The sequence below is a fragment of the Klebsiella sp. 18074 genome (genome assembly GCF_902705905.1).
Classification (GTDB): domain Bacteria; phylum Pseudomonadota; class Gammaproteobacteria; order Enterobacterales; family Enterobacteriaceae; genus Klebsiella; species Klebsiella terrigena.
Genome location: NZ_CACSIS010000001.1, coordinates 41,200 through 62,466, shown reverse-complemented (window position 1 = coordinate 62,466; position 21,267 = coordinate 41,200). Strand labels below are relative to the sequence as shown.

The 21,267-nt window shown below is 58.3% G+C and carries 20 protein-coding genes; 11 read left to right on the top strand and 9 right to left on the bottom strand.

All coding sequences use genetic code 11. The features are described from left to right. Positions 1 to 157 precede the first annotated feature (157 nt). The 7 genes from gmk to fpr all read left to right on the top strand — a co-directional run bounded on the left by gmk (position 158) and on the right by fpr (position 8,125). Positions 158 to 781, top strand: a complete 624-nt coding sequence (gene gmk / locus GVK32_RS00300; RefSeq protein WP_159864507.1) for a guanylate kinase — start codon at positions 158 to 160, stop codon at positions 779 to 781. A gap of 54 nt (positions 782 to 835) precedes the next feature. After that, positions 836 to 1,111, top strand: coding sequence for a DNA-directed RNA polymerase subunit omega (gene rpoZ, locus GVK32_RS00295; RefSeq protein WP_006817787.1), 276 nt, complete (start codon positions 836 to 838; stop codon positions 1,109 to 1,111). An 18-nt stretch (positions 1,112 to 1,129) separates the two neighbouring features. Next, positions 1,130 to 3,253, top strand: coding sequence for a bifunctional GTP diphosphokinase/guanosine-3',5'-bis pyrophosphate 3'-pyrophosphohydrolase (gene spoT, locus GVK32_RS00290; protein ID WP_041143235.1), 2,124 nt, complete (start codon positions 1,130 to 1,132; stop codon positions 3,251 to 3,253). A 137-nt stretch (positions 3,254 to 3,390) separates the two neighbouring features. Continuing rightward, complete coding sequence (trmH, locus tag GVK32_RS00285; protein ID WP_159864023.1) at positions 3,391 to 4,080, top strand: tRNA (guanosine(18)-2'-O)-methyltransferase TrmH; 690 nt, start codon at positions 3,391 to 3,393, stop codon at positions 4,078 to 4,080. Positions 4,081 to 4,084: 4 nt separating this feature from the next. Next, positions 4,085 to 6,166 (top strand): ATP-dependent DNA helicase RecG, encoded by a 2,082-nt coding sequence (recG, locus tag GVK32_RS00280; RefSeq protein ID WP_159864020.1) that lies wholly within the window; start codon positions 4,085 to 4,087, stop codon positions 6,164 to 6,166. 62 nt (positions 6,167 to 6,228) lie between these two features. Next, positions 6,229 to 7,239, top strand: a complete 1,011-nt coding sequence (glpX, locus tag GVK32_RS00275; protein WP_041143238.1) for a class II fructose-bisphosphatase — start codon at positions 6,229 to 6,231, stop codon at positions 7,237 to 7,239. A 139-nt stretch (positions 7,240 to 7,378) separates the two neighbouring features. Continuing rightward, on the top strand, positions 7,379 to 8,125 hold the full coding sequence (fpr, locus tag GVK32_RS00270) for a ferredoxin--NADP(+) reductase (protein ID WP_159864017.1): 747 nt from the start codon (positions 7,379 to 7,381) through the stop codon (positions 8,123 to 8,125). Here fpr and GVK32_RS00265 read toward each other — a convergent pair whose 3' ends face one another. Continuing rightward, positions 8,126 to 8,554: a DUF805 domain-containing protein gene (locus tag GVK32_RS00265; protein ID WP_159864014.1), complete on the bottom strand. Its 429-nt coding sequence runs from the start codon at positions 8,552 to 8,554 to the stop codon at positions 8,126 to 8,128. Positions 8,555 to 8,666: 112 nt separating this feature from the next. Here GVK32_RS00265 and GVK32_RS00260 point away from each other — a divergent pair, with 112 nt between their 5' ends. Then, positions 8,667 to 9,266: a DUF1454 family protein gene (locus tag GVK32_RS00260; RefSeq protein ID WP_159864011.1), complete on the top strand. Its 600-nt coding sequence runs from the start codon at positions 8,667 to 8,669 to the stop codon at positions 9,264 to 9,266. A 107-nt stretch (positions 9,267 to 9,373) separates the two neighbouring features. Next, entirely contained in the window at positions 9,374 to 10,141 is a 768-nt protein-coding gene (gene tpiA / locus GVK32_RS00255) for a triose-phosphate isomerase (protein ID WP_041143242.1), read from the top strand. A gap of 68 nt (positions 10,142 to 10,209) precedes the next feature. On the opposite strand, the gene GVK32_RS00250 is transcribed toward tpiA, so the two are convergent. The 8 genes from GVK32_RS00250 to zapB form a co-directional block, all read right to left on the bottom strand. Further along, the gene (locus GVK32_RS00250; RefSeq protein ID WP_159864008.1) at positions 10,210 to 11,514 is read right to left on the bottom strand and encodes an SLC13 family permease; all 1,305 of its coding nucleotides are present in this window, start codon (positions 11,512 to 11,514) and stop codon (positions 10,210 to 10,212) included. Positions 11,515 to 11,639: 125 nt separating this feature from the next. After that, positions 11,640 to 12,362 (bottom strand): GntR family transcriptional regulator, encoded by a 723-nt coding sequence (locus GVK32_RS00245; protein ID WP_132512554.1) that lies wholly within the window; start codon positions 12,360 to 12,362, stop codon positions 11,640 to 11,642. Between the two features lie 62 nt (positions 12,363 to 12,424). Next, entirely contained in the window at positions 12,425 to 13,465 is a 1,041-nt protein-coding gene (locus GVK32_RS00240; RefSeq protein ID WP_041143245.1) for an ADP-ribosylglycohydrolase family protein, read from the bottom strand. Between the two features lie 9 nt (positions 13,466 to 13,474). Further along, positions 13,475 to 14,434: an aminoimidazole riboside kinase gene (locus GVK32_RS00235; protein WP_159864005.1), complete on the bottom strand. Its 960-nt coding sequence runs from the start codon at positions 14,432 to 14,434 to the stop codon at positions 13,475 to 13,477. A 10-nt stretch (positions 14,435 to 14,444) separates the two neighbouring features. Further along, positions 14,445 to 15,779: an MFS transporter gene (locus tag GVK32_RS00230; protein WP_159864002.1), complete on the bottom strand. Its 1,335-nt coding sequence runs from the start codon at positions 15,777 to 15,779 to the stop codon at positions 14,445 to 14,447. Between the two features lie 259 nt (positions 15,780 to 16,038). Further along, the gene (locus GVK32_RS00225; RefSeq protein WP_159863999.1) at positions 16,039 to 16,800 is read right to left on the bottom strand and encodes a CDP-diacylglycerol diphosphatase; all 762 of its coding nucleotides are present in this window, start codon (positions 16,798 to 16,800) and stop codon (positions 16,039 to 16,041) included. A gap of 96 nt (positions 16,801 to 16,896) precedes the next feature. Continuing rightward, complete coding sequence (locus GVK32_RS00220; protein ID WP_159863996.1) at positions 16,897 to 17,886, bottom strand: sulfate ABC transporter substrate-binding protein; 990 nt, start codon at positions 17,884 to 17,886, stop codon at positions 16,897 to 16,899. 156 nt (positions 17,887 to 18,042) lie between these two features. Next, positions 18,043 to 18,288: a septal ring assembly protein ZapB gene (gene zapB / locus GVK32_RS00215; protein WP_095102595.1), complete on the bottom strand. Its 246-nt coding sequence runs from the start codon at positions 18,286 to 18,288 to the stop codon at positions 18,043 to 18,045. A 444-nt stretch (positions 18,289 to 18,732) separates the two neighbouring features. Between zapB and GVK32_RS00210 the strand changes: the two genes are divergently transcribed. Both GVK32_RS00210 and glpK read left to right on the top strand, forming a co-directional pair. Continuing rightward, complete coding sequence (locus GVK32_RS00210; RefSeq protein ID WP_159863993.1) at positions 18,733 to 19,584, top strand: MIP/aquaporin family protein; 852 nt, start codon at positions 18,733 to 18,735, stop codon at positions 19,582 to 19,584. 21 nt (positions 19,585 to 19,605) lie between these two features. Beyond that, on the top strand, positions 19,606 to 21,114 hold the full coding sequence (gene glpK / locus GVK32_RS00205; protein ID WP_041143251.1) for a glycerol kinase GlpK: 1,509 nt from the start codon (positions 19,606 to 19,608) through the stop codon (positions 21,112 to 21,114). Positions 21,115 to 21,267 lie beyond the last annotated feature (153 nt).

The following is a 21,267-nucleotide window of genomic DNA, read 5'->3' as shown; positions in this document are numbered from 1 at the left end:
GTTGATTGCGGCAACTCACAGAGAAATCAGGGAAACGGCAGGCAAAATGAAAGAAACAGAGGGAAAAAGTGTGACAGGGACTACGTCACAGCGCGGCGGCGTGTATAATAGGCTCGTATGTAGTTTCTCTTTCGACCATCACATACAAAAGACTCTCATGGCTCAAGGCACGCTTTATATTGTTTCCGCCCCAAGTGGCGCGGGTAAATCCAGCCTGATTCAGGCTTTATTAAAAACCCAACCGCTGTACGACTCTCAGGTCTCTGTTTCGCATACCACGCGCGCGCCGCGTCCTGGCGAAGTGCACGGTGAACACTATTTCTTTGTTAATCACGACGATTTCAGAACGATGATTGGTAAAGACGCATTTCTTGAGCATGCGGAAGTTTTTGGCAACTATTACGGCACCTCGCGCGAAACGATCGAGCAGGTACTGGCAACCGGCGTTGATGTCTTCCTCGATATCGACTGGCAGGGCGCTCAGCAAATCCGTCATAAAATGCCGGGCGCGCGCAGCATTTTTGTTCTGCCGCCGTCCAAAGATGAGCTTGACCGTCGCCTGCGTGGCCGCGGCCAGGACAGTGAAGAGGTGATCGCAAAACGTATGGCGCAGGCTGTTGCAGAAATGAGCCATTACGCGGAATATGATTACCTTATTGTGAATGATGATTTTGATACCGCCCTGGGCGATCTGAAAAACATCATCCGCGCCGAACGTCTGCGCATGAGCCGCCAAAAGCAGCGACATGGCGCTTTAATCACCAAACTGTTGGCAGACTGAACCCACATTCAGTATCATGCCCAGTCATTTCTTCATCTGTGGAGCATTTTAAGTATGGCACGCGTAACTGTTCAGGACGCTGTAGAGAAAATTGGTAACCGTTTTGACCTGGTACTGGTCGCCGCGCGTCGCGCTCGTCAGATGCAGGTTGGCGGAAAAGATCCGCTGGTAGCGGAAGAAAACGATAAAACTACCGTTATCGCACTGCGCGAAATCGAAGAAGGTCTGATCAACAACCAGATCCTCGACGTGCGCGATCGTCAAGAACAGCAAGAGCAGGAAGCCGCTGAATTACAAGCAGTTACCGCTATTGCTGAAGGTCGTCGTTAATAACGCAGCGGGTCGCCCTTGTATCTGTTTGAAAGCCTGAATCAGCTGATTCAAAACTACCTGCCGGAAGAGCAAATCAAGCGTCTTCGGCAGGCGTATCTCGTTGCACGTGACGCTCACGAGGGCCAGACACGTTCAAGTGGTGAACCCTATATCACGCACCCGGTAGCGGTAGCCTGTATTCTGGCCGAGATGAAACTCGACCACGAAACGCTGATGGCCGCCCTGCTGCATGACGTGATTGAAGATACCCCCGCCACCTACCAGGACATGGAGCAGCTCTTTGGTAAAAGCGTTGCCGAGCTGGTAGAGGGGGTATCAAAACTTGATAAGCTCAAGTTCCGCGATAAGAAAGAGGCGCAGGCCGAAAACTTTCGCAAGATGATTATGGCGATGGTGCAGGATATCCGCGTCATCCTCATCAAGCTTGCCGACCGCACCCACAACATGCGCACCCTGGGCTCGCTACGCCCGGATAAACGCCGCCGCATCGCCCGCGAAACGCTGGAAATCTACAGCCCGCTGGCCCACCGTTTAGGTATTCACCACATTAAAACCGAGCTCGAAGAGCTGGGCTTTGAAGCGCTGTATCCCAATCGGTATCGCGTCATTAAAGAAGTCGTTAAAGCGGCGCGCGGCAATCGTAAAGAGATGATCCAAAAGATCCTCTCCGAAATCGAAGGACGCTTACAGGAAGCGGGGATCCCCTGTCGCGTCAGCGGTCGCGAGAAGCATTTGTACTCCATCTACTGCAAAATGGTGCTCAAAGAGCAGCGTTTTCACTCGATCATGGATATCTACGCCTTCCGCGTGATTGTCCACGATGCCGACACCTGCTACCGCGTGCTTGGCCAGATGCACAGCCTCTACAAGCCGCGTCCAGGACGCATGAAAGACTACATCGCCATTCCGAAAGCGAACGGCTATCAATCTTTGCACACCTCGATGATCGGCCCGCACGGCGTCCCGGTTGAGGTACAGATTCGTACCGAAGACATGGACCAGATGGCGGAAATGGGGGTTGCGGCGCACTGGGCCTATAAAGAGCACGGCGGCGAGAGCAGCACCACCGCGCAGATCCGCGCCCAGCGCTGGATGCAGAGCCTGCTGGAACTGCAGCAGAGCGCAGGCAGCTCGTTTGAATTTATCGAGAGCGTCAAATCCGATCTGTTCCCGGATGAGATTTACGTTTTCACCCCGGAAGGACGCATTGTCGAACTTCCCGCCGGTGCGACGCCGGTGGACTTTGCCTACGCGGTGCATACGGATATCGGCCACGCCTGCGTTGGCGCGCGCGTTGACCGCCAGCCCTATCCGCTGTCGCAGCCGCTCTCCAGCGGCCAGACGGTAGAAATCATTACCGCACCGGGCGCGCGTCCGAACGCCGCCTGGCTGAACTTTGTCGTCAGCTCAAAAGCGCGCGCGAAGATCCGCCAGCTGTTGAAAAACCTCAAGCGCGATGACTCCGTCAGCCTCGGCCGTCGGCTGCTCAACCACGCCCTCGGCGGCAGCCGCAAGCTGGCAGAAATCCCGCCAGAGAATGTTCAGCGCGAGCTTGAGCGCATGAAGCTGGCGACGCTGGACGATCTGCTGGCAGAAATCGGCCTCGGCAACGCGATGAGCGTGGTGGTTGCCAGAAACCTGCAGCAGGGAGAGACCGTCTCCGCGCCGGCGCAAAGCTCATCGTCGTCAGGCCACGGACATCTGCCGATTAAAGGCGCCGACGGCGTGCTGATTACCTTCGCCAAGTGCTGTCGCCCGATTCCCGGTGACCCAATTATCGCGCACGTCAGCCCCGGCAAAGGGCTGGTCATTCACCACGAGTCCTGTCGTAACATTCGCGGCTACCAGAAAGAGCCCGAGAAGTTTATGGCCGTCGAGTGGGATAAAGAGACCGCCCAGGAATTTATCACCGAAATTAAGGTGGATATGTTTAACCACCAGGGCGCGCTGGCGAACCTCACGGCCGCGATCAATACCGCCGCTTCCAATATTCAAAGCCTGAATACGGAAGAAAAGGATGGCCGCGTGTACAGCGCCTTTATTCGCCTTACCGCGCGGGATCGCGTGCATCTGGCGAATATCATGCGCAAAATTCGCGTGATGCCGGACGTGATAAAAGTCACCCGTAACCGAAACTAGCCTTATACACAAAATCATTCGGGCCAGGTCGCAAAACGCGCCAGCGTTTTGCACAGCGTTGCGCTGGTCCCGAAAGGCGAGGCTGTAAGCCGGGAAGCCTGCGGCTCATGCCGAGGCAATTTGAAGGATTAAGTGTAATGAATTCAAAGCGTTATGCGCGTATTTGTGAGATGCTCGCCAGGCGTCAGCCTGACCTGACGGTCTGCATGGAGCAGGTCCACAAACCTCATAACGTCTCTGCGGTGATTCGTACCGCAGATGCCGTTGGCGTGCACGAAGTGCACGCTATCTGGCCCAGCAGCCGCATGCACACCATGGTCGCCGCCGCCGCGGGCAGCAACAGTTGGGTACAGGTCAAAACGCACCCTACCATTGGTGACGCCGTCGGTCACCTAAAGGACCAGGGCATGCAAATCCTCGCCACCCATCTTTCTGACAAAGCCGTCGACTTTCGTGAAATCGACTACACCCGGCCCACCTGTATCCTGATGGGCCAGGAAAAAACCGGCATCACCGCGGAAGCCTTAGCGCTGGCGGACCAGGAGATCGTGATTCCGATGACAGGCATGGTGCAGTCGCTCAACGTCTCCGTCGCCTCCGCCCTGATTCTCTATGAAGCGCAGCGCCAGCGGCAAAACGCGGGCATGTATAAACGCGAAAACAGCATGCTGCCGGAAGAAGAGCAGCAGCGCCTGCTGTTTGAAGGCGGCTACCCGGTGCTGGCAAGGGTGGCAAAACAAAAAGGCCTTCCCTATCCCCACGTCAACGGCCAGGGCGAAGTTGTAGCCGACGCCGCGTGGTGGGCCACGATGCAGGCAGCGAGGTAAACCGATGCAAAGCCGTCTGCTGGATGCTGTCCCGCTCAACACGTTAACCGGCGTTGGCGCAGCGCAGAGCAGCAAGCTGGCGAAAATCGGCCTGCACACCGTGCAGGATCTGCTGCTGCATCTGCCGCTACGCTACGAAGACCGCACCCAGCTCTATCAAATCGGTGACCTGCTGCCGGGAGTCTACGCCACCGTTGAAGGCGAAGTGCTCAACAGCAACATCACCTTCGGCGGCCGCCGGATGATGACCTGCCAGATAAGCGATGGCTCGGGTATTCTCACCATGCGCTTCTTTAACTTCAACGCCGCGATGAAAAACAGCCTTGCCGCCGGTCGCCGGGTGCTGGCCTACGGCGAAGCGAAGCGCGGCAAATACGGCGCAGAGATGATCCATCCGGAATACCGCGTGCAGGGCGATATGAGCACCCCCGACCTGCAGGAGACCCTTACTCCGGTCTACCCCACTACCGAAGGTATCAAACAGGCCACGCTGCGTAAGCTAACCGACCAGGCGCTGGAGCTCCTTGAGACCTGCGCTATCGCCGAGCTGCTGCCGCCCGAGCTGGCGCAAGGAATGATGAGTCTCCCGGAGGCGCTGCGCACCCTGCACCGCCCACCGCCGTCGCTCCAGCTCAGCGAGCTGGAAACCGGTAAGCACCCGGCCCAGCAGCGCTTAATTCTGGAAGAGCTGCTGGCGCATAACCTGAGCATGCTGGCGGTTCGCGCCGGCGCCCAGCGCTTTCACGCCCTGCCGCTCAGCGCCAACGATGCCCTAAAAAACAAGCTATTGGCTTCCCTGCCCTTTAAACCGACCGGCGCCCAGGAGCGGGTGACCGCCGAGATCGAGCGTGATATGGCGCTCGATGTGCCGATGATGCGCCTGGTACAGGGTGACGTCGGCTCTGGCAAAACGCTGGTTGCCGCCCTCGCGGCGCTGCGGGCCATCTCCCACGGCAGGCAGGTGGCACTGATGGCGCCGACGGAGCTGCTGGCGGAACAGCACGCTGCCAACTTCCGCAGCTGGTTTGCACCGCTGGGCGTTGAGGTCGGCTGGCTGGCTGGCAAACAAAAAGGCAAGGCGCGTCAGGCGCAGCAGGATGCCATCGCCAGCGGTCAGGTGCAGATGATTGTCGGCACCCACGCCATTTTTCAGGAGCAGGTCCAGTTTAGCGGCCTGGCGCTGGTTATTATCGATGAACAGCACCGCTTCGGGGTGCATCAGCGCCTCGCGCTGTGGGAAAAGGGCCAGCAGCAGGGCTTCCATCCGCACCAGCTGATCATGACCGCCACCCCCATTCCGCGCACCCTGGCGATGACCGCCTACGCCGACCTCGACACCTCGACAATCGACGAGCTGCCGCCGGGCCGTACGCCGGTCACCACGGTGGCCATCCCGGACACCCGCCGCAGCGATATTATCGACCGCGTGCGCCACGCCTGTACCCAGGAAGGGCGTCAGGCCTACTGGGTCTGTACGCTGATTGAAGAGTCGGACCTGCTGGAAGCCCAGGCGGCGGAAGCCACCTGGGAAGAGCTGAAGCTGGCGCTGCCGGAGCTCAATATAGGCCTGGTGCACGGCCGGATGAAGCCGGCAGAGAAACAGGCGGTCATGCAGGCCTTTAAGCAGGGCGAGCTGCATCTGCTTATCGCCACCACGGTTATCGAGGTCGGGGTGGACGTGCCTAACGCCAGCCTGATGATTATCGAAAACCCGGAACGTCTGGGGCTGGCGCAGCTGCACCAGCTCAGGGGCCGCGTCGGGCGTGGCGCGGTGGCCTCCCACTGCGTGCTGCTCTATAAGTCGCCGTTGTCGAAAACCGCCCAGCTGCGCCTGCAGGTCCTGCGCGATAGCAACGACGGTTTCGTCATCGCGCAAAAGGACCTTGAGATCCGCGGCCCGGGCGAGCTACTCGGCACCCGGCAGACCGGCACCGCCGAATTTAAGGTCGCGGATTTACTCCGCGATAAGGCAATGATCCCCGACGTTCAGCGCATTGCCCGCCATATTCATCAACGTTACCCGCAGCAGGCTCAGGCGCTTATCGAGCGCTGGATGCCGGAAACCGAACGCTATTCCAACGCCTGACGCCTCTGCTCCCGCAGGAGCAGAGGGCGCCGCGCGCAATTTTCCTTCAGAACGAGTGAATTATGAAACGAGAACTGGCCATCGAATTTTCGCGTGTTACCGAAGCCGCCGCGCTGGCGGGCTATAAGTGGCTGGGCCGCGGTGATAAAAACACCGCCGACGGCGCCGCGGTTAACGCCATGCGTATTATGCTCAACCTGATTAATATCGACGGCACTATCGTCATCGGCGAAGGTGAAATCGATGAAGCGCCGATGCTCTACATCGGCGAGAAGGTTGGCACCGGCAGCGGCGACGCGGTGGATATCGCCGTCGACCCGATCGAGGGCACGCGGATGACGGCGATGGGCCAGGCGAACGCGCTGGCCGTCATGGCGGTTGGCGACAAGGGTTGCTTCCTGAACGCGCCGGACATGTATATGGAAAAGCTGATTGTCGGTCCGGGGGCAAAAGGGGCGATTGACCTCAATCTGCCGCTGGCCGAAAACCTGCATAACGTGGCAAGCGCGCTGAATAAGCCGCTCAGCGAGCTGACGGTGACCGTACTCGCCAAGCCGCGCCATGACGCGGTGATTGCCGAGCTGCAGCAGCTGGGCGTGCGCGTCTTCGCCATCCCAGACGGCGACGTGGCGGCCTCTATTCTGACCTGCATGCCGGATAGCGAAGTTGACGTCCTGTACGGTATCGGCGGCGCCCCGGAAGGCGTGGTTTCCGCCGCGGTTATCCGGGCGCTGGACGGCGATATGCAGGGCCGCCTGCTGGCCCGCCACCATGTCAAGGGCGACAGCGAAGAGAACCGCCGTATCGGCGAGAACGAGCTGGCGCGCTGTAAAGAGATGGGCATTGAGGCCGGTATCGTGCTGCGCCTCGACGAGATGGCGCGCAGCGATAACGTGGTCTTTTCCGCCACCGGGATCACCAAAGGCGACCTGCTGGACGGCATCACCCGCAAGGGCAATATGGCCACCACCGAGACGCTGCTGATCCGCGGCAAATCGCGCACCATTCGCCGCATCCAGTCCATTCACTATCTCGATCGCAAAGATCCGGATATCCAGCTGCACATCCTGTAAGCCGTTCGGCCTGCGGTCGCGCGCGGCAGGCTGAAGCTGGCGCTATTATTTGATCAATAGAGCTTTCCGGCCCCGTTGGGCTGGAAATCTTTGTCGTCTGCAACGAAGATAAGGCAACGCTTCGCAACGGGAGAAGATCATGGCGGACTGGGTTAGCGGCAAAGTAACAAAAGTGGAATTCTGGACCGACGCGCTGTTTAGTTTACACGTGCGGGCCCCTGTTCATCCGTTTACCGCCGGGCAGTTTGCCAAACTGGGCCTCGACGTTGACGGCGAGCGCGTCCAGCGCGCCTACTCCTACGTTAACGCCCCGAGCAATCCCGATCTTGAATTCTACCTGGTGACGGTTCCTGAGGGTAAACTCAGCCCGCGGCTGGCAGCGCTGAAGCCGGGCGATGACGTGCAGATCGTCAGCGAAGCCGCCGGCTTCTTTGTGCTGGAAGAGCTCCCGGATTGCAACACCCTGTGGATGCTGGCCACCGGCACCGCCATTGGCCCCTACCTGTCGATTCTCGAAGAAGGCAGAGACCTCGAGCGCTTTAACAACCTGGTGCTGGTCCACGCCGCGCGCTATGCCGCCGATCTTAGCTATCTGCCGCAAATGCAGGCGCTGGAGGAACGATATAAGGGCAAGCTGCGCATCCAGTCGGTAGTCAGTCGGGAAACCGTACCGGGCATGCTAACGGGGCGTATTCCGTTCCTGATCGAAACCGGTGCTCTGGAAGAGGCGGTTGGCCTGCCGATGAGCGCTGACAATAGCCACGTGATGCTCTGCGGCAACCCGCAGATGGTGCGGGATACCCAGCAGCTGCTGAAGGAGACCCGGCAGATGAGCAAGCATCTGCGCCGCCGGCCGGGCCATATGACAGCCGAACACTACTGGTGATCAGGACTCCGCCTTCCAGCGAACGTCCTGCGTCTCTTTACCAAATTTATTTTCGCCCTGGGTGCCGACGAACGCTCCCAGGTCGATCAGCATCATCACCATAATCAGCGTCGGCACAAACCGGCCGACAACCCACTGCCAGGCCCCCGGCAGCACCGCCCAGTTCCCGGCCAGCAGCATCCACGCCAGAACCATCAGCAGCGCCCAGAGACCCGACCTGCCGCGATCGTGCAGCCGTTTGATGGTGACCGCAGCCGTTGGCCAGAGCAGGCACACCAGCATAAAGGCCGCGGTCTGTAGATTCAGCAAATTTGACCCGGCGAGGGTGAACAGCGCGCTCATGGTCAATATCCAGATAACGATCCAAATCCAGAAATCCCGGCGTCCAATACGCCCTTTAATTGAGAACATCCACTGCTGTAGGGTCATGTTTTATTCCTTATCATCATCATTGGCGTAGTTTACCCTGAAGCGGTGACTTTTTGACAAGCGCGACGGTTCCCGTTTTAATCGTCAGCAGACAAAAAAAGGAAGGACGGGTATGAAGAAGTGGGCAACCGTATGTTTGATTGGGCTGACAGCGTTATCTGTCGGCCATAAAGCGCTGTCCGCCAAGCCAGAAGTCTCCTCCGCAGCACCCTATCTGCTCTCCGGCGCGCCGGTATTTGATATCTCTATCAGCGAGTTTCGCGAGAAATTCAACGCCGATAACCCCAAACTGCAGCTCAACGAATTTCACGCGATTAGCTCCAGCCGCGATCGGGCTAACCTGACCCGGGCGGCAAGCAAGATTAACGAAAACCTGTACGCCTCCACCGCCCTGGAGCGCGGCACGCTCAAAATCAAATCGATGCAGATTACCTGGCTCCCCGTTCAGGGGCCGGAGCAGAAGGCGGCAAAGGCGAAAGCGCAAGAGTATATGAGCGCCGTTCTGCGCGCCTTCGTCCCGATATTAAGCCCGGCGCAAAGCGGGCAAAAGCTGCAAAAACTGCTCGCCGCGGGCAAAGGGAAACGCTACTTCACCGAAACCGAAGGCGCCATCCGCTATGTAGTAGCAGACAACGGAGAAAAGGGGCTTACCTTCGCTATTGAACCGATTAAGCTAGCGCTATCTGAAACGCTGGAGAGCAATAATAAATGACAAAAAGCAAAGCCTTTCCAACGACGAAACTCTATACTGTTTGACAGACCATGCTGCCCCCAGGGGCGGCTATATTCCTTAATTCGCTTATAGCGTGGAGAATTAAAATGCGACATCCTTTAGTGATGGGTAACTGGAAACTGAACGGCAGCCGCCACATGGTAAACGAGCTGGTGGCTAACCTGCGTACCGAGCTGGCTGGCGTGACCGGCTGTGCTGTTGCTATCGCTCCGCCGGAAATGTATATCGACCTGGCTAAGCATGCGGCAGAAGGCAGCCATATTCACCTGGGCGCGCAGAACGTTGACCTGAACCAGTCCGGCGCATTCACCGGTGAAACCTCTGCCCAGATGCTGAAAGATGTCGGCGCTGAATACATCATCATCGGCCACTCTGAGCGTCGTACTTACCACAAAGAGTCTGACGAATTTATCGCGAAGAAATTCGCCGTCCTGAAAGAGCAGGGTCTGATCCCGGTTCTGTGCATCGGTGAAACTGAAGCGGAAAACGAAGCGGGTAAAACGGAAGAAGTTTGCGCACGTCAGATTGATGCCGTGCTGAAAACTCAGGGCGCAGCGGCATTCGAAGGCGTGGTTATCGCTTATGAGCCAGTATGGGCTATCGGTACCGGCAAATCCGCTACTCCGGCTCAGGCTCAGGCCGTGCACAAATTTATCCGTGACCACATTGCTAAAGCGGACGCTAAAGTGGCCGAGCAGGTCATCATTCAGTACGGCGGTTCCGTTAATGCATCTAACGCCGCAGAGCTGTTCACCCAGCCGGATATCGACGGCGCGCTGGTTGGCGGCGCATCGCTGAAAGCTGACGCTTTCGCGGTCATCGTTAAAGCAGCAGAAGCAGCGAAAAAAGCGTAATTCACTACGCCGGTCACCCGGCGAGACGGATCCGCAGCCCGGCTTAGCGTAGCGCTAGCCGGGTTTTTTTATAGTTTCCCCAGCAGCTGATACCACCCGTAGTTCAACGGCAGCAGCAGCAGATAGCTGACCGCCGCCAGCGCAATACACAGCAGCATCCCCGACCGCGCCGGAACTTTGCCCAGCGCCATCGCCACCACGATAGGCGATGCCTGATACGGCAGCAGCGGCGTTGAATAGCCCAGGACCTGAATCATAATCACGCTCAGCAGCGGAAAGCCGGTGGCGTCAGCAAAGCTCTGCGCAAAGGTGGTGTACAGCGCGGGTACGCCGTTGGCGGTCATAATAAAGTTCAGGGCGCTGGTGATCCCGGTGAGGGCGAGGAAGCTGGTAAAAGGGCTCTCTTTATCGAGCGGCATAACGTGCAGCAGGGCGTTGCCAACCACGCCGCCAATCCCGGTCTGCGTGACGGTAATCGCCAGCCCGAGGATCCCGGCGACGTAAATACAGGTGCGAATATTCACCCCGGTGGAGAACTCTTCCCCGTTGATAAACCCCACCCGCGGCAGCAGCGTAATCACCGCCGCCGCCAGCCCCGTCCAGGCGGGACCAATCCCGTGCCAGCTCTCGCTCACCCAGAGGCTCAATACCACCGCCAGCAGCCAGGAGAGGCGCTTCTCATCCTGGCTCATCGGCGGCAGCGGCGTCCGCTCCCGCGGCGGATGTGGCCTGCCGGGGAACAGCCAGCAAATCAGCACAACCAGCGCCGCACCCTTCAGCCAGCCCAGCACCGGCGTGTGCAGCAGCAAATACGGCAGATAGTTGAGGTGAATACCGTACGATCCTTCCGCCGCGCCGCTCATCACTAAATTTGGCACGTTGGCGGGTAGGATCGTCGCCGAAAGCTGGAAGGTGCCGAAGCCGACCGCCAGCGCCAGTCCGTACCAGGCGCGGGTGCCGTCCTCAATCCCGGCACGCTTCGCCATCGCCGCGACGATCGGCATCAGCAGCGCGATGCGCCCCATATTAGAGGGCATAACGAAGGCCAGGGCATAGCTGAACAGCACCACGCTGCCCACCATCAGCGGCCAGGAGTCCGTCAGCCTGGCCGATAGCGCCTGCGCCACCCTGTCCGCCAGGCCGGTTTTACGAATCGCGATACCGAGGACAAAGCCGCTGAACACCAGCCAGAACGCCGATGACGCGAAGCCGCCAAAGATAACCTCCGGCGGCGCTATTTTTGCCATCATCGCCGCGGCAAAAAACAGCAGCGCGGTAATAAATTCCGGCAGCAGGGAGGTCGCCCACAGCAGGATGGTAATGCCGACAATCAGGGAGGGAAGGAACAGAGGGTGAGAAAGCCAGAGCGACATACCTGTCTCCTGTCGTTTTTTTCAGCAAGAATACGACGCCGGGCCAGGCAGGTAAATGCCCGATATGGTGGGGTTATCGGCCGGCTGCCGGCCCTGGAGTTTATCGCGCTGCACCGGGCGCGCGGCTAGTGGTAGTGAATTTCGCCGAAATATTCCGACAGCACGTAATAGCGGCAGTATTCGAAGGGGATATCCCGCCCGGCCTGAAACGTCTGACGCGCCACGGAAAGCAGCGGCTTGTTGGCGGCAACCTGCAGCTTCTCGCACAGCTCCGCAGAGGGCAAAATGGCGTCCACTTTTTCAATCGCCGAGTCGCTGGTGACGTTGAGCAGCGAATACAGCGAGGTGTGTTCCAACGCCTCTGCCGTGAGTTCGAGACCGGGAAAGAAGCTCAGATCGAGATAAATCTTCTCATGGTTAAACGGGCGATTATTCAGGTAACGAATGCGCGAGATAAAAAGATAGTGCTGATGCGCGGGCAGGCTCAGACCATCGGCCTGGGCGTCGCGCGCCCGACGCGGCGCAATGTCGAGGATTCGGTTTTCAACGGCGACGCTGGCATCCTGTAAATCACGGGTAATTCCGCGAAAGGTATGGCCGTAGTTGACCCCTTCCGGCATGGCGCAAACCACCGAACCGCTCCCGCGCTGCGAGGAGATAATCCCCGCGTTGATAAGCTCGCTCCAGGCCTGCTTCACCACGATCAGCGAGACGTGATACTCCCGGGCCAGCTCCTTTTGCGTCGGCAGCTGGCTGCCTAAAGGCAAAGAGCCGTTCTGGATCCGCTGACAGATGATAAAAAATAGTTGCTTATAAAGCGGGGTAAAGCTCGTTTTATCAACCTGCAAACTACGCACCTCACGTCTTCGCCAGCAGGGGACGCGTTACCGTCCCCGGCAGGGTGAATTCGCTACCCTGCGATCTGTCTGGCCAGTTCTGCCAAATCGAAATGATTCATACGATCCACGGTCGTTAAATAATCGGCGGGAAGAGCGTCCACGCCATGGAATGCGCCGGAGATCGCCCCAACCATGGTGGCGACGGTATCAGTATCATTGCCGATATTAACGCCGGAGATAATAGCATCTACGGCAGAATTCGGACAACACGCGAACAGGCCGAAAGCGGCCGGTACGGCTTCGCTGACGTGCAGCCCGCTGCCGATGATGTCGGCAAGCTCTACCACCGCCGTTTCCCAATGGCGATGCCGCTTACCGATCGCTACGGCCAGCTCAATGCGCCGGGCAACGGACGGCCCGGCGACCATCATCGCGCCCCGCTCCTCCGCCAGCAGATAGCCCCTCTGCGCGCCGTAAACCCCTGCCGCGATAATGCTGTCGGCATCGGTCTGCGCCCTTAGCGCCTCGCTGGTGGCCGCGGCCATTGCCGCCGCGCCGGACATCGCCAGCACGTTGTTGTGCGTAAAGCGACAAATCTGCAGCGCGCAGTCAATCGCCGCGTCAAGATTGCCGGGATGCAGCACTGCTGCGGGCCAAATCTTCATTGCCGCACCGTTCGTCGCCTCGGCGTTGCCCTTATTAATAATCTGTACGGACTGCTTTTCGCCCTCCAGCTCGCCCTGCAAAGAGGCGCGGTTATCGTTAAATATCGCCTTCATCGCCGCCCGGGTGGTGGGGCCGGTAAAGTTGGCGTAGTAGGGGTAAGCCAGCCACTGCTGGAACGCCTCGCGCATCGCCTCGTCGCTGACCTCCCGCCGATGGCGCAGCAGCGCGTCCATGATGTACTTCGCCTGGATAAAATCATCGGTACACATCCCGGCCTCGTTGCAGCGGCCAAAGGTGTCGGCGGGCGGCTTTTGAAAGGTGGTGACCCAGCCGCCAAAATAGTCCTTTATTTGCTGCTGAGTGCGCACTTCCGTCGCCGCGCCCATTGCGTCCGCCGCGGCGGCGCCCACCAGGCATCCCAGTATTTTGTTTTGCTCAACGTGCATGATGACTCCTTATTTCACGGTCATGGCTTGTTCCAGCGCGTGGCTGGAGAGAAAAGTGTTTAGCTGGTCGGGGAACGGCAGCGCGGTCATCGCCCCTTTGGCCGTTACCGCCATCGCGCCGCAGGCGTTAGCCTGCCGAATAGCGGTGGCCAGCAGCGCGGCGTCCCAGCGCTCGGCCTGCGAGAGGGTATAGAGCAGGCCGCCGACAAAAGCGTCGCCGGCGCCGGTGGTATCGACAACCTCGACACGGGGAGCGGGAAACCACTGCTCGCCCTCGGGGCTCACCAGCAGCGCGCCCTCGGCGCCTAATGAGATAACGGTGGTTTCGCAGCCCAGATCGCGCAGGTAGTAGCGGGCGTCCTGCCAGCGGCCGGCGCCGCTCAGCTGGCAGAGTTCGTCGGCGGAGATCTTGCAGATTGAGGCGAGCGCGGCGGAGCGGGCGATCAGCGCGGGGATTTCGCCGGCATCGCGCCACATCTTGCTGCGTAAATTGACGTCGAACAGCACGTAGCCGCCGGCCTCACGCGCTCTTTTAGCCCCTTCCAGGCACGCCTCCCGCGCCGGCTGGTCCGTTAGCCCTATCGAGCTGAAGTAAAACCACTCGTGCGGGCGGAACGCCGGCAGATCCGCCGGCGACACGAAGGTATCGGCCCCAGGGTGCACCAGATAGGTGAAGCTGCGCTCCCCGTCGGATGCCAGATTGACAATCAGTACCGCGCTGGTGAGCGCCGCATCGTGCCTCAGGAAGGAGACATCCACAGCGTTATCCTGAAAAACCAGGCGCAGGAAATGCCCCGCATCATCGTCCCCGAGGCAGCCGATAAAGCCGCACCGTCCTCCCAGCCTGGCGACGCAGACGCTAACGTTCGCCGAGGCGCCGCCGGGACACTTCAGGTAGCTGTCCTGCTTTTCGGCAACCAGATCGACGGAAGCATCGCCGATAACCCACACCTTATTCATCGCGTTCATCTGCGCCTCCTTATGCCTGCCGCTGCGCCAGCTGGTGCTGAATGTCGCGGTAGTAGTGGTTATTGATCAGATATTTTTTCATCAGCAGACCCACCGCCAGATGGAACAGCGCCGGGATTAACGTCATCATCAGCGCAATGCCGGTAAGCGAACGGGCGCTCTGCTCAACGTCGGCCTGATAGCCAAAATGGCTCAGCAGGAAGCCCAGCACGCCACCCGCCACCCCCATGCCGAACTTCTGGAAGAAGAGAATGCCGCCAAACGCGAGGCCGGAGACGCGCAGTCCGGTTTTCTTTTCCCCGTAATCCACCGCCTCGGCGATAGATGACCAGAACACCGGCATTTGCATGTCGCAGAAGAAGTTGATGAGGAAATAGAAGGCAAACGCCAGCACGAGGTTTTCACGTCCGACGAAGAAATACATCAGCGCGCTGAGGACAAAGGTGACAAGCTGGGTATAGCGGAACATCTTGATTTTGTCCCAGAAGCGGGTGACCCAGGTGGTGGCGATCATCGCCAGAATCGAGGCGACCACGCCGGTGGTCAGGAAGGGCGAAATCAGGCTATCGCCGCCGTTCAGGAAGTATTTCGCGTAGTAGGCGGCGACCGAGCCGCGGATCACGTAGCCGCACATCAGGAGTAAAATCACCACGCCGAGGATAATCCACTGATCGTTACGCAGCAGATACTTAAACTGCTTGCCGACCGGGAGAGAGGTAATTTCCGGGACGCTGCGTTCACGGGTGGTGAGGAAGCAAAAGATAAACAGTAGCGTGCCCATGGCGCCCATCAGCCCCATCGAAAACTGGTAGCCCAGCGCCTTGTTGCCCTGCCCCAGCCAGACGGCGAGCATCGGCACCACAATGGTCACCAAAAACGCGGCAATCTTGGTCATGACAAAGCGATAGCCGTTGGCGCTCAGGCGTTCAACGGGGTCATCGGTGATCACACCAATCATCGAAATGTAGGGAATGGTGATGGCGGTATAGACCAGCGTCATCAGAATATAGGTACCGTAGGCCCACGCCAGCTTGGCCATATACGCCATATCCGGGGTGATAAACATCAAATAGACGGCAAAGCCAAAAGGAACGGCAAACCACAGCAGCCACGGACGATAGCGTCCCCAGCGGGTATTGAACTTATCGGTCAGGATCCCCATTGCCGGATCGATAATGGCATCGATCAACCGTACGACCACAAACAGGACGCCGACATCCGCGGCGCTCAGGCCATAGATGTCGGTATAGAAATAAGCGAGGAGCAGCTGCATAGCAATAATGACAACGTTTATCGCCATATCCCCTGCACCGAAGCCGATTTTTTCCACGATAGAAAGTTTCATGTTGAAATTCCTTTACGCTCAAAAGCGCAAATCTGTCGAACAATTGATGATGTCACTACGTGAAATAAAAACGTTTTTATGGATAAGCCATCCAATAAGATGACTATGAGAAGAGTGTAACGATCCGCAAAAAGATATAAAGGTATACCTTTATATCTTTTGATCGAATTCACATAAATTTTACGTATCGCTCCGCACCCCGGCGGCAACCGGGATGAGAATCAATAAGATACCGGCAGGGGCGCCGGCGGGGAGAAAACTACCGGGAGGTCAGGATCGCGCAGCTATGGTCCTGAATCTCTTCCGCAGAGGCGCGGTTGAGGGTCAGCAAATTGCGCTCGGTGGCCAGCAGCACCAGCGAGCCGTCGCTCTGTTCAGCCATCGCCAGCGCGAAGCGTCCCATATGTTGACGCGCCTCGGGCACCTCTTCTGCCAGCATCAGGAAGGGGCTGCGCTGGGCAAGTTCCGCTTCGGTCACCCGGCGCGCCAGATATTCATGGCCGAGCAAACCGCCCGGCAGCGGCAGCCAGCGGCTGCTAATCACCGAGGCTTCGCGGTCCAGCTGGGCGCGAACGTCCTGGCGCAGGCAGGAAATATGAATATGGAGATGGTTCTGCGTGCGCCCGCTGCGGGAGTTAATCGTCAGCGCAACCGCGTTATCGGGTATCGGCGAGCCGCGGCGTTCGCTCATAATTTCCCGGCCTTGCCAGGCCTGCCAGAAGAAGTTTGCCGTCTGCGGGTTGAGCAGGAGCGGGCTCTCGGTGCCGTTAATCCGGTACGTCGGCATCAGCAGATACTGCAGCGGCCCGTTGCGGTCTTTAAACAGGACGTAGCCGCCTTTCAGATTGACCTCGGCGCAGGGGGACGGGTTTTGCTGCTGCTGCTGATTGACCACGCACTGTTGCAAAACGATGTGCCGCAGCGCGTCCGGGTTGCCGGAGTGCAGCCAGTACCAGCCGCCTGCCGCAATCGCCGCAAGCACCACCAGCAGCCCCAATAAAAGGTATCGTACTCTTCGCATTATGTTTTCCTGTCTCAGCCAGAAACGGAAGAGTAGCGTAATTTGATGACTAAATGAAAACGCCCGGTTATTTAACCGGGCGTTGAGGGGAAGAGATTAACGCTGACTAATCTGGTCGAAGGTGCCGCCGTTAGAGAAGTGCTCCTTCTGGGCTTTGGTCCAGCCGCCGAACTCCTGGTCGATAGTAAACAGCTTCAGCTTCGGGAACTCGCTGGCATATTTACTGGCGACGGCCGGGTCGCGTGGGCGATAGTAGTTCTTCGCCGCGATCTCCTGACCTTCCGGAGAGTAGAGATACTTCAGGTAGGCTTCTGCCACCTGGCGGGTGCCTTTTTTATCGACCACCTTATCCACTACTGAAACGGTCGGCTCGGCCAGAATCGATTCGCTCGGGGTGACGATTTCAAACTTGTCTTTACCCAGCTCGTTTGCCGCCAGCAGCGCTTCGTTTTCCCAGGCAATCAGCACATCGCCGATCCCACGTTCAACGAAGGTATTCGTTGAGCCACGGGCGCCGGAATCCAGCACTTCAACGTTTTTAAACAGCGCCTTCACGAACTCCTGGGCTTTCACCTGGTCGCCGTGGTTCTGGTGCAGGGCGTAGCCCCAGGCCGCCAGGTAGTTCCAGCGCGCGCCGCCAGAGCTTTTCGGATTCGGCGTAATGACCGACACGCCCGGTTTAATCAGGTCGTTCCAGTCATGAATTTGCTTCGGGTTGCCTTTGCGCACGAGGAACACGATGGTTGAAGTATAAGGAGCGGAGTTATCCGGCAGGCGTTTCAGCCAGTTTTTATCAATGCGGCCACGCTGGGCAATCGCATCGACGTCATAGGCCAGCGCCAGGGTGACGACATCGGCTTCAATGCCGTTAATGACCGACGTTGCCTGCTTACCGGAACCGCCGTGGGACTGACGAATCACCACGTTGTCGCCGGTTTCCTGCTTCCAGTGCGCGCTGAACGCTTTGTTGTACTGTTCGTACAGCTCGCGCGTCGGATCGTAAGATACGTTTAATAGCTGAATGTCTTTTGCCAGAACGCTGGCGGATGCCAGCAACAGAGTTAACCCCACGCCCCACTTATTCATCGCACCGCTCTCTATATGTCGTGTTGTGATGAACTAAGCGTGCCAGAAAGCGAACCAATGATTAAAGAATAAAAAAAGATTGGCTATAACTTGAGAGAATATACGAAGAGGTAAAGCTAACCCCCTCCCGAGCAGGAGAGGGTGAGGACGCGAGGGCTACACTTCTTCCATGCGGCCCAGCAGCGCCTGCAGACGATCCTGCCAGCCCTGCTGCTGCTCTCTCAGCTGGCCGTTTTCACGCTCCAGCTCTTCGCGGCTGTGCTGCGCGCCCTGAACTTCCTGCGCCAGCGTGTTGTTCTTTTCTTTCAGCTCTTCGATTTCCATCTGCAACAGCGTGATGGTATCAATCGCCTGCTGTACTTTTGACTCTAACTTCTCAAACACTTCTAATGACATCGTCATACCTCTCCTGAACTTGCAAGGCGTTGATAGAAACCGTCCGTTTCGTATACGCGTTGACGCCTTAACGAAAATAAGCGCACTACAGTGGTCATGCTGTCGATTGTATGAATCCCCGCCTTCCCTGTCCAGCGACAACCCGCGCAGATTGCGGTTTGCAACACTTTTCAGTCTTTACCTGGCGTATTCGGCGCTAATCCCCGGCACTTCTGCGGAAATTGTTAATCATTGGGTTAACGCTGCGCGTCCGTAAACGCTCTTTAATGTGCTACAACACGCGTTTATGGCGCGAAAACGCTCATTTTTTTGACCTGGAACACACATTTAGAGTTCGATATTTCTCGTTTGTGTTCGTTAACGATAAATTAACACTATGCCTACATGGCAGCGTGGTCGACGACGACCTTCATACTTACAATTATCACTACTTTGTTTCAGGATTCGATTATGAGCCAAACATCAACACTAAAAGGCCAGTGCATCGCAGAGTTCCTCGGTACCGGGTTGTTGATCTTTTTCGGCGTTGGGTGCGTCGCTGCGCTCAAGGTCGCGGGAGCCAGCTTCGGTCAATGGGAAATCAGCATCATCTGGGGTCTGGGCGTCGCGATGGCGATTTACCTGACCGCGGGCGTGTCCGGTGCTCACCTTAACCCGGCGGTTACCATCGCGCTGTGGCTGTTCGCCTGCTTTGACGGACGTAAAGTTGTACCTTTTATCGTTGCGCAATTCGCTGGCGCCTTTTGCGCTGCGGCATTAGTTTACGGGCTTTATTACAATCTTTTCCTCGATTTCGAACACTCGCATAATATGGTGCGCGGTAGCGTCGAAAGTCTTGACCTCGCAGGAATTTTCTCCACTTATCCGAACCCGCATATCAATTTCGTGCAGGCCTTCGCGGTAGAGATGGTGATTACCGCTATCCTGATGGGCGTGATTCTGGCGCTGACCGACGACGGCAACGGCATCCCGCGCGGCCCGATGGCGCCGCTGCTGATTGGCCTGTTAATCGCCGTGATCGGCGCATCGATGGGCCCGCTGACCGGCTTTGCGATGAACCCGGCGCGCGATCTTGGGCCGAAAACGTTCGCCTGGCTTGCCGGCTGGGGCGACGTCGCCTTCACCGGCGGCAAAGATATTCCCTATTTCCTGGTGCCGCTGTGCGCACCGGTGGTCGGTGCCGCTCTGGGCGCGTTCGGCTATCGCAAGCTGATTGGCCGCCACCTGCCTTGCGACATCTGCGAAGTCGAGGAGAAGGAGACAACCTCCGCCTCTACGACGCAACACAAAGCTTCGCTGTAATCTGACTACGAGACTCATACTATGACCGACAAAAAATATATCGTTGCGCTCGACCAGGGCACCACCAGCTCCCGGGCCGTAGTGATGGATCACAATGCCAATATCGTCAGCGTTTCTCAGCGTGAATTTGAACAAATTTATCCTAAGCCAGGCTGGGTTGAACACGACCCGATGGAGATTTGGGCCTCGCAAAGCTCGACGCTGGTTGAAGTGCTGGCAAAAGCGGATATCAGCTCCGACGAGATCGCCGGTATCGGGATCACCAACCAGCGTGAAACCGCCATCGTCTGGGAACGTGAAACCGGCAAGCCGATTTATAACGCTATTGTCTGGCAGTGCCGCCGTACCGCCGAGATCTGCGAGCAGCTCAAGCGTGACGGTATGGAAGAGTACATCCGTAAGGCCACCGGCCTGGTCGTTGACCCGTACTTCTCCGGCACCAAAGTGAAGTGGATCCTCGATCACGTTGAGGGTGCGCGCGAACGCGCTAAGCGCGGCGAGCTGCTGTTCGGGACCGTTGATACCTGGCTGGTGTGGAAAATGACCCAGGGCCGCGTGCACGTGACCGACTACACCAACGCCTCACGGACCATGCTGTTCAACATCCATGAGCTGGACTGGGACGACAAAATGCTCGACGCGCTGGATATTCCGCGCGCCATGCTGCCAGAAGTGCGTAAGTCCTCCGAGATATACGGCCAGACTAACATCGGCGGTAAAGGCGGCACGCGTATTCCTATCGCGGGTATCGCGGGCGACCAGCAGGCGGCGCTGTTCGGCCAGCTGTGCGTCAAAGAGGGGATGGCGAAAAATACCTACGGCACCGGCTGCTTTATGCTGATGAATACCGGTGAGAAGGCGGTGGCCTCCACCCACGGCCTGCTGACCACCATCGCCTGCGGCCCGCGCGGAGAAGTTAACTATGCCCTGGAGGGCGCGGTATTTATGGCCGGCGCCTCTATTCAGTGGCTGCGCGACGAGATGAAGCTTATCAACGACGCGCTGGATTCTGAATATTTCGCCACCAAGGTGAAGGATACCAACGGCGTGTACGTGGTCCCGGCGTTTACCGGCCTCGGCGCACCGTACTGGGACCCGTACGCTCGCGGCGCGATCTTTGGCCTGACCCGCGGGGTCAATGCCAACCACATCATCCGCGCCACTCTGGAGTCTATCGCCTATCAGACCCGCGATGTGCTGGAAGCGATGCAGGCCGACTCCGGCATCCGTCTGCACGCGCTGCGCGTCGACGGCGGCGCGGTCGCCAACAACTTCCTGATGCAGTTCCAGTCCGATATTCTCGGCACTCGCGTAGAACGCCCGGAAGTTCGTGAAGTGACTGCGCTGGGGGCGGCTTACCTGGCCGGTCTGGCGGTTGGCTTCTGGCAGAACCTGGACGAGCTGCAGGAGAAAGCGGTTATCGAGCGCGAGTTCCGTCCGGGGATCGAAACCACCGAACGTAACTTCCGCTACAGCGGCTGGAAAAAAGCGGTGAAACGCGCCCTGGCGTGGGAAGAGCACGAAGAGTAATCCCGCCAGCGTACTCCCCGGCGGCGCGACGCTGACCGGGCTACAGGCTGGCACGGATCTTTACCTGGCAACTCCCTATGGATTTCGGGTCACAGGAAGGTGACAAGTGCGCGCATCCCCGGGAACATAGATAACTATGCGACCGGGGTAAGC

Coding starts and splice junctions, on each gene's coding strand:
- GVK32_RS00250 (WP_159864008.1), bottom strand. CDS start 11,514: ATGTCGCTCTGGCTTTCTCACCCTCTGTTCCTTCCCTCCCTGATTGTC.
- GVK32_RS00235 (WP_159864005.1), bottom strand. CDS start 14,434: ATGAACGCGATGAATAAGGTGTGGGTTATCGGCGATGCTTCCGTCGAT.
- GVK32_RS00260 (WP_159864011.1), top strand. CDS start 8,667: ATGAAGAAGTGGGCAACCGTATGTTTGATTGGGCTGACAGCGTTATCT.
- zapB (WP_095102595.1), bottom strand. CDS start 18,288: ATGACGATGTCATTAGAAGTGTTTGAGAAGTTAGAGTCAAAAGTACAG.
- recG (WP_159864020.1), top strand. CDS start 4,085: ATGCAAAGCCGTCTGCTGGATGCTGTCCCGCTCAACACGTTAACCGGC.
- tpiA (WP_041143242.1), top strand. CDS start 9,374: ATGCGACATCCTTTAGTGATGGGTAACTGGAAACTGAACGGCAGCCGC.
- GVK32_RS00240 (WP_041143245.1), bottom strand. CDS start 13,465: ATGCACGTTGAGCAAAACAAAATACTGGGATGCCTGGTGGGCGCCGCC.
- glpK (WP_041143251.1), top strand. CDS start 19,606: ATGACCGACAAAAAATATATCGTTGCGCTCGACCAGGGCACCACCAGC.
- GVK32_RS00210 (WP_159863993.1), top strand. CDS start 18,733: ATGAGCCAAACATCAACACTAAAAGGCCAGTGCATCGCAGAGTTCCTC.
- GVK32_RS00230 (WP_159864002.1), bottom strand. CDS start 15,779: ATGAAACTTTCTATCGTGGAAAAAATCGGCTTCGGTGCAGGGGATATG.
- GVK32_RS00225 (WP_159863999.1), bottom strand. CDS start 16,800: ATGCGAAGAGTACGATACCTTTTATTGGGGCTGCTGGTGGTGCTTGCG.
- rpoZ (WP_006817787.1), top strand. CDS start 836: ATGGCACGCGTAACTGTTCAGGACGCTGTAGAGAAAATTGGTAACCGT.
- trmH (WP_159864023.1), top strand. CDS start 3,391: ATGAATTCAAAGCGTTATGCGCGTATTTGTGAGATGCTCGCCAGGCGT.
- fpr (WP_159864017.1), top strand. CDS start 7,379: ATGGCGGACTGGGTTAGCGGCAAAGTAACAAAAGTGGAATTCTGGACC.
- GVK32_RS00220 (WP_159863996.1), bottom strand. CDS start 17,886: ATGAATAAGTGGGGCGTGGGGTTAACTCTGTTGCTGGCATCCGCCAGC.
- gmk (WP_159864507.1), top strand. CDS start 158: ATGGCTCAAGGCACGCTTTATATTGTTTCCGCCCCAAGTGGCGCGGGT.
- glpX (WP_041143238.1), top strand. CDS start 6,229: ATGAAACGAGAACTGGCCATCGAATTTTCGCGTGTTACCGAAGCCGCC.
- GVK32_RS00265 (WP_159864014.1), bottom strand. CDS start 8,554: ATGACCCTACAGCAGTGGATGTTCTCAATTAAAGGGCGTATTGGACGC.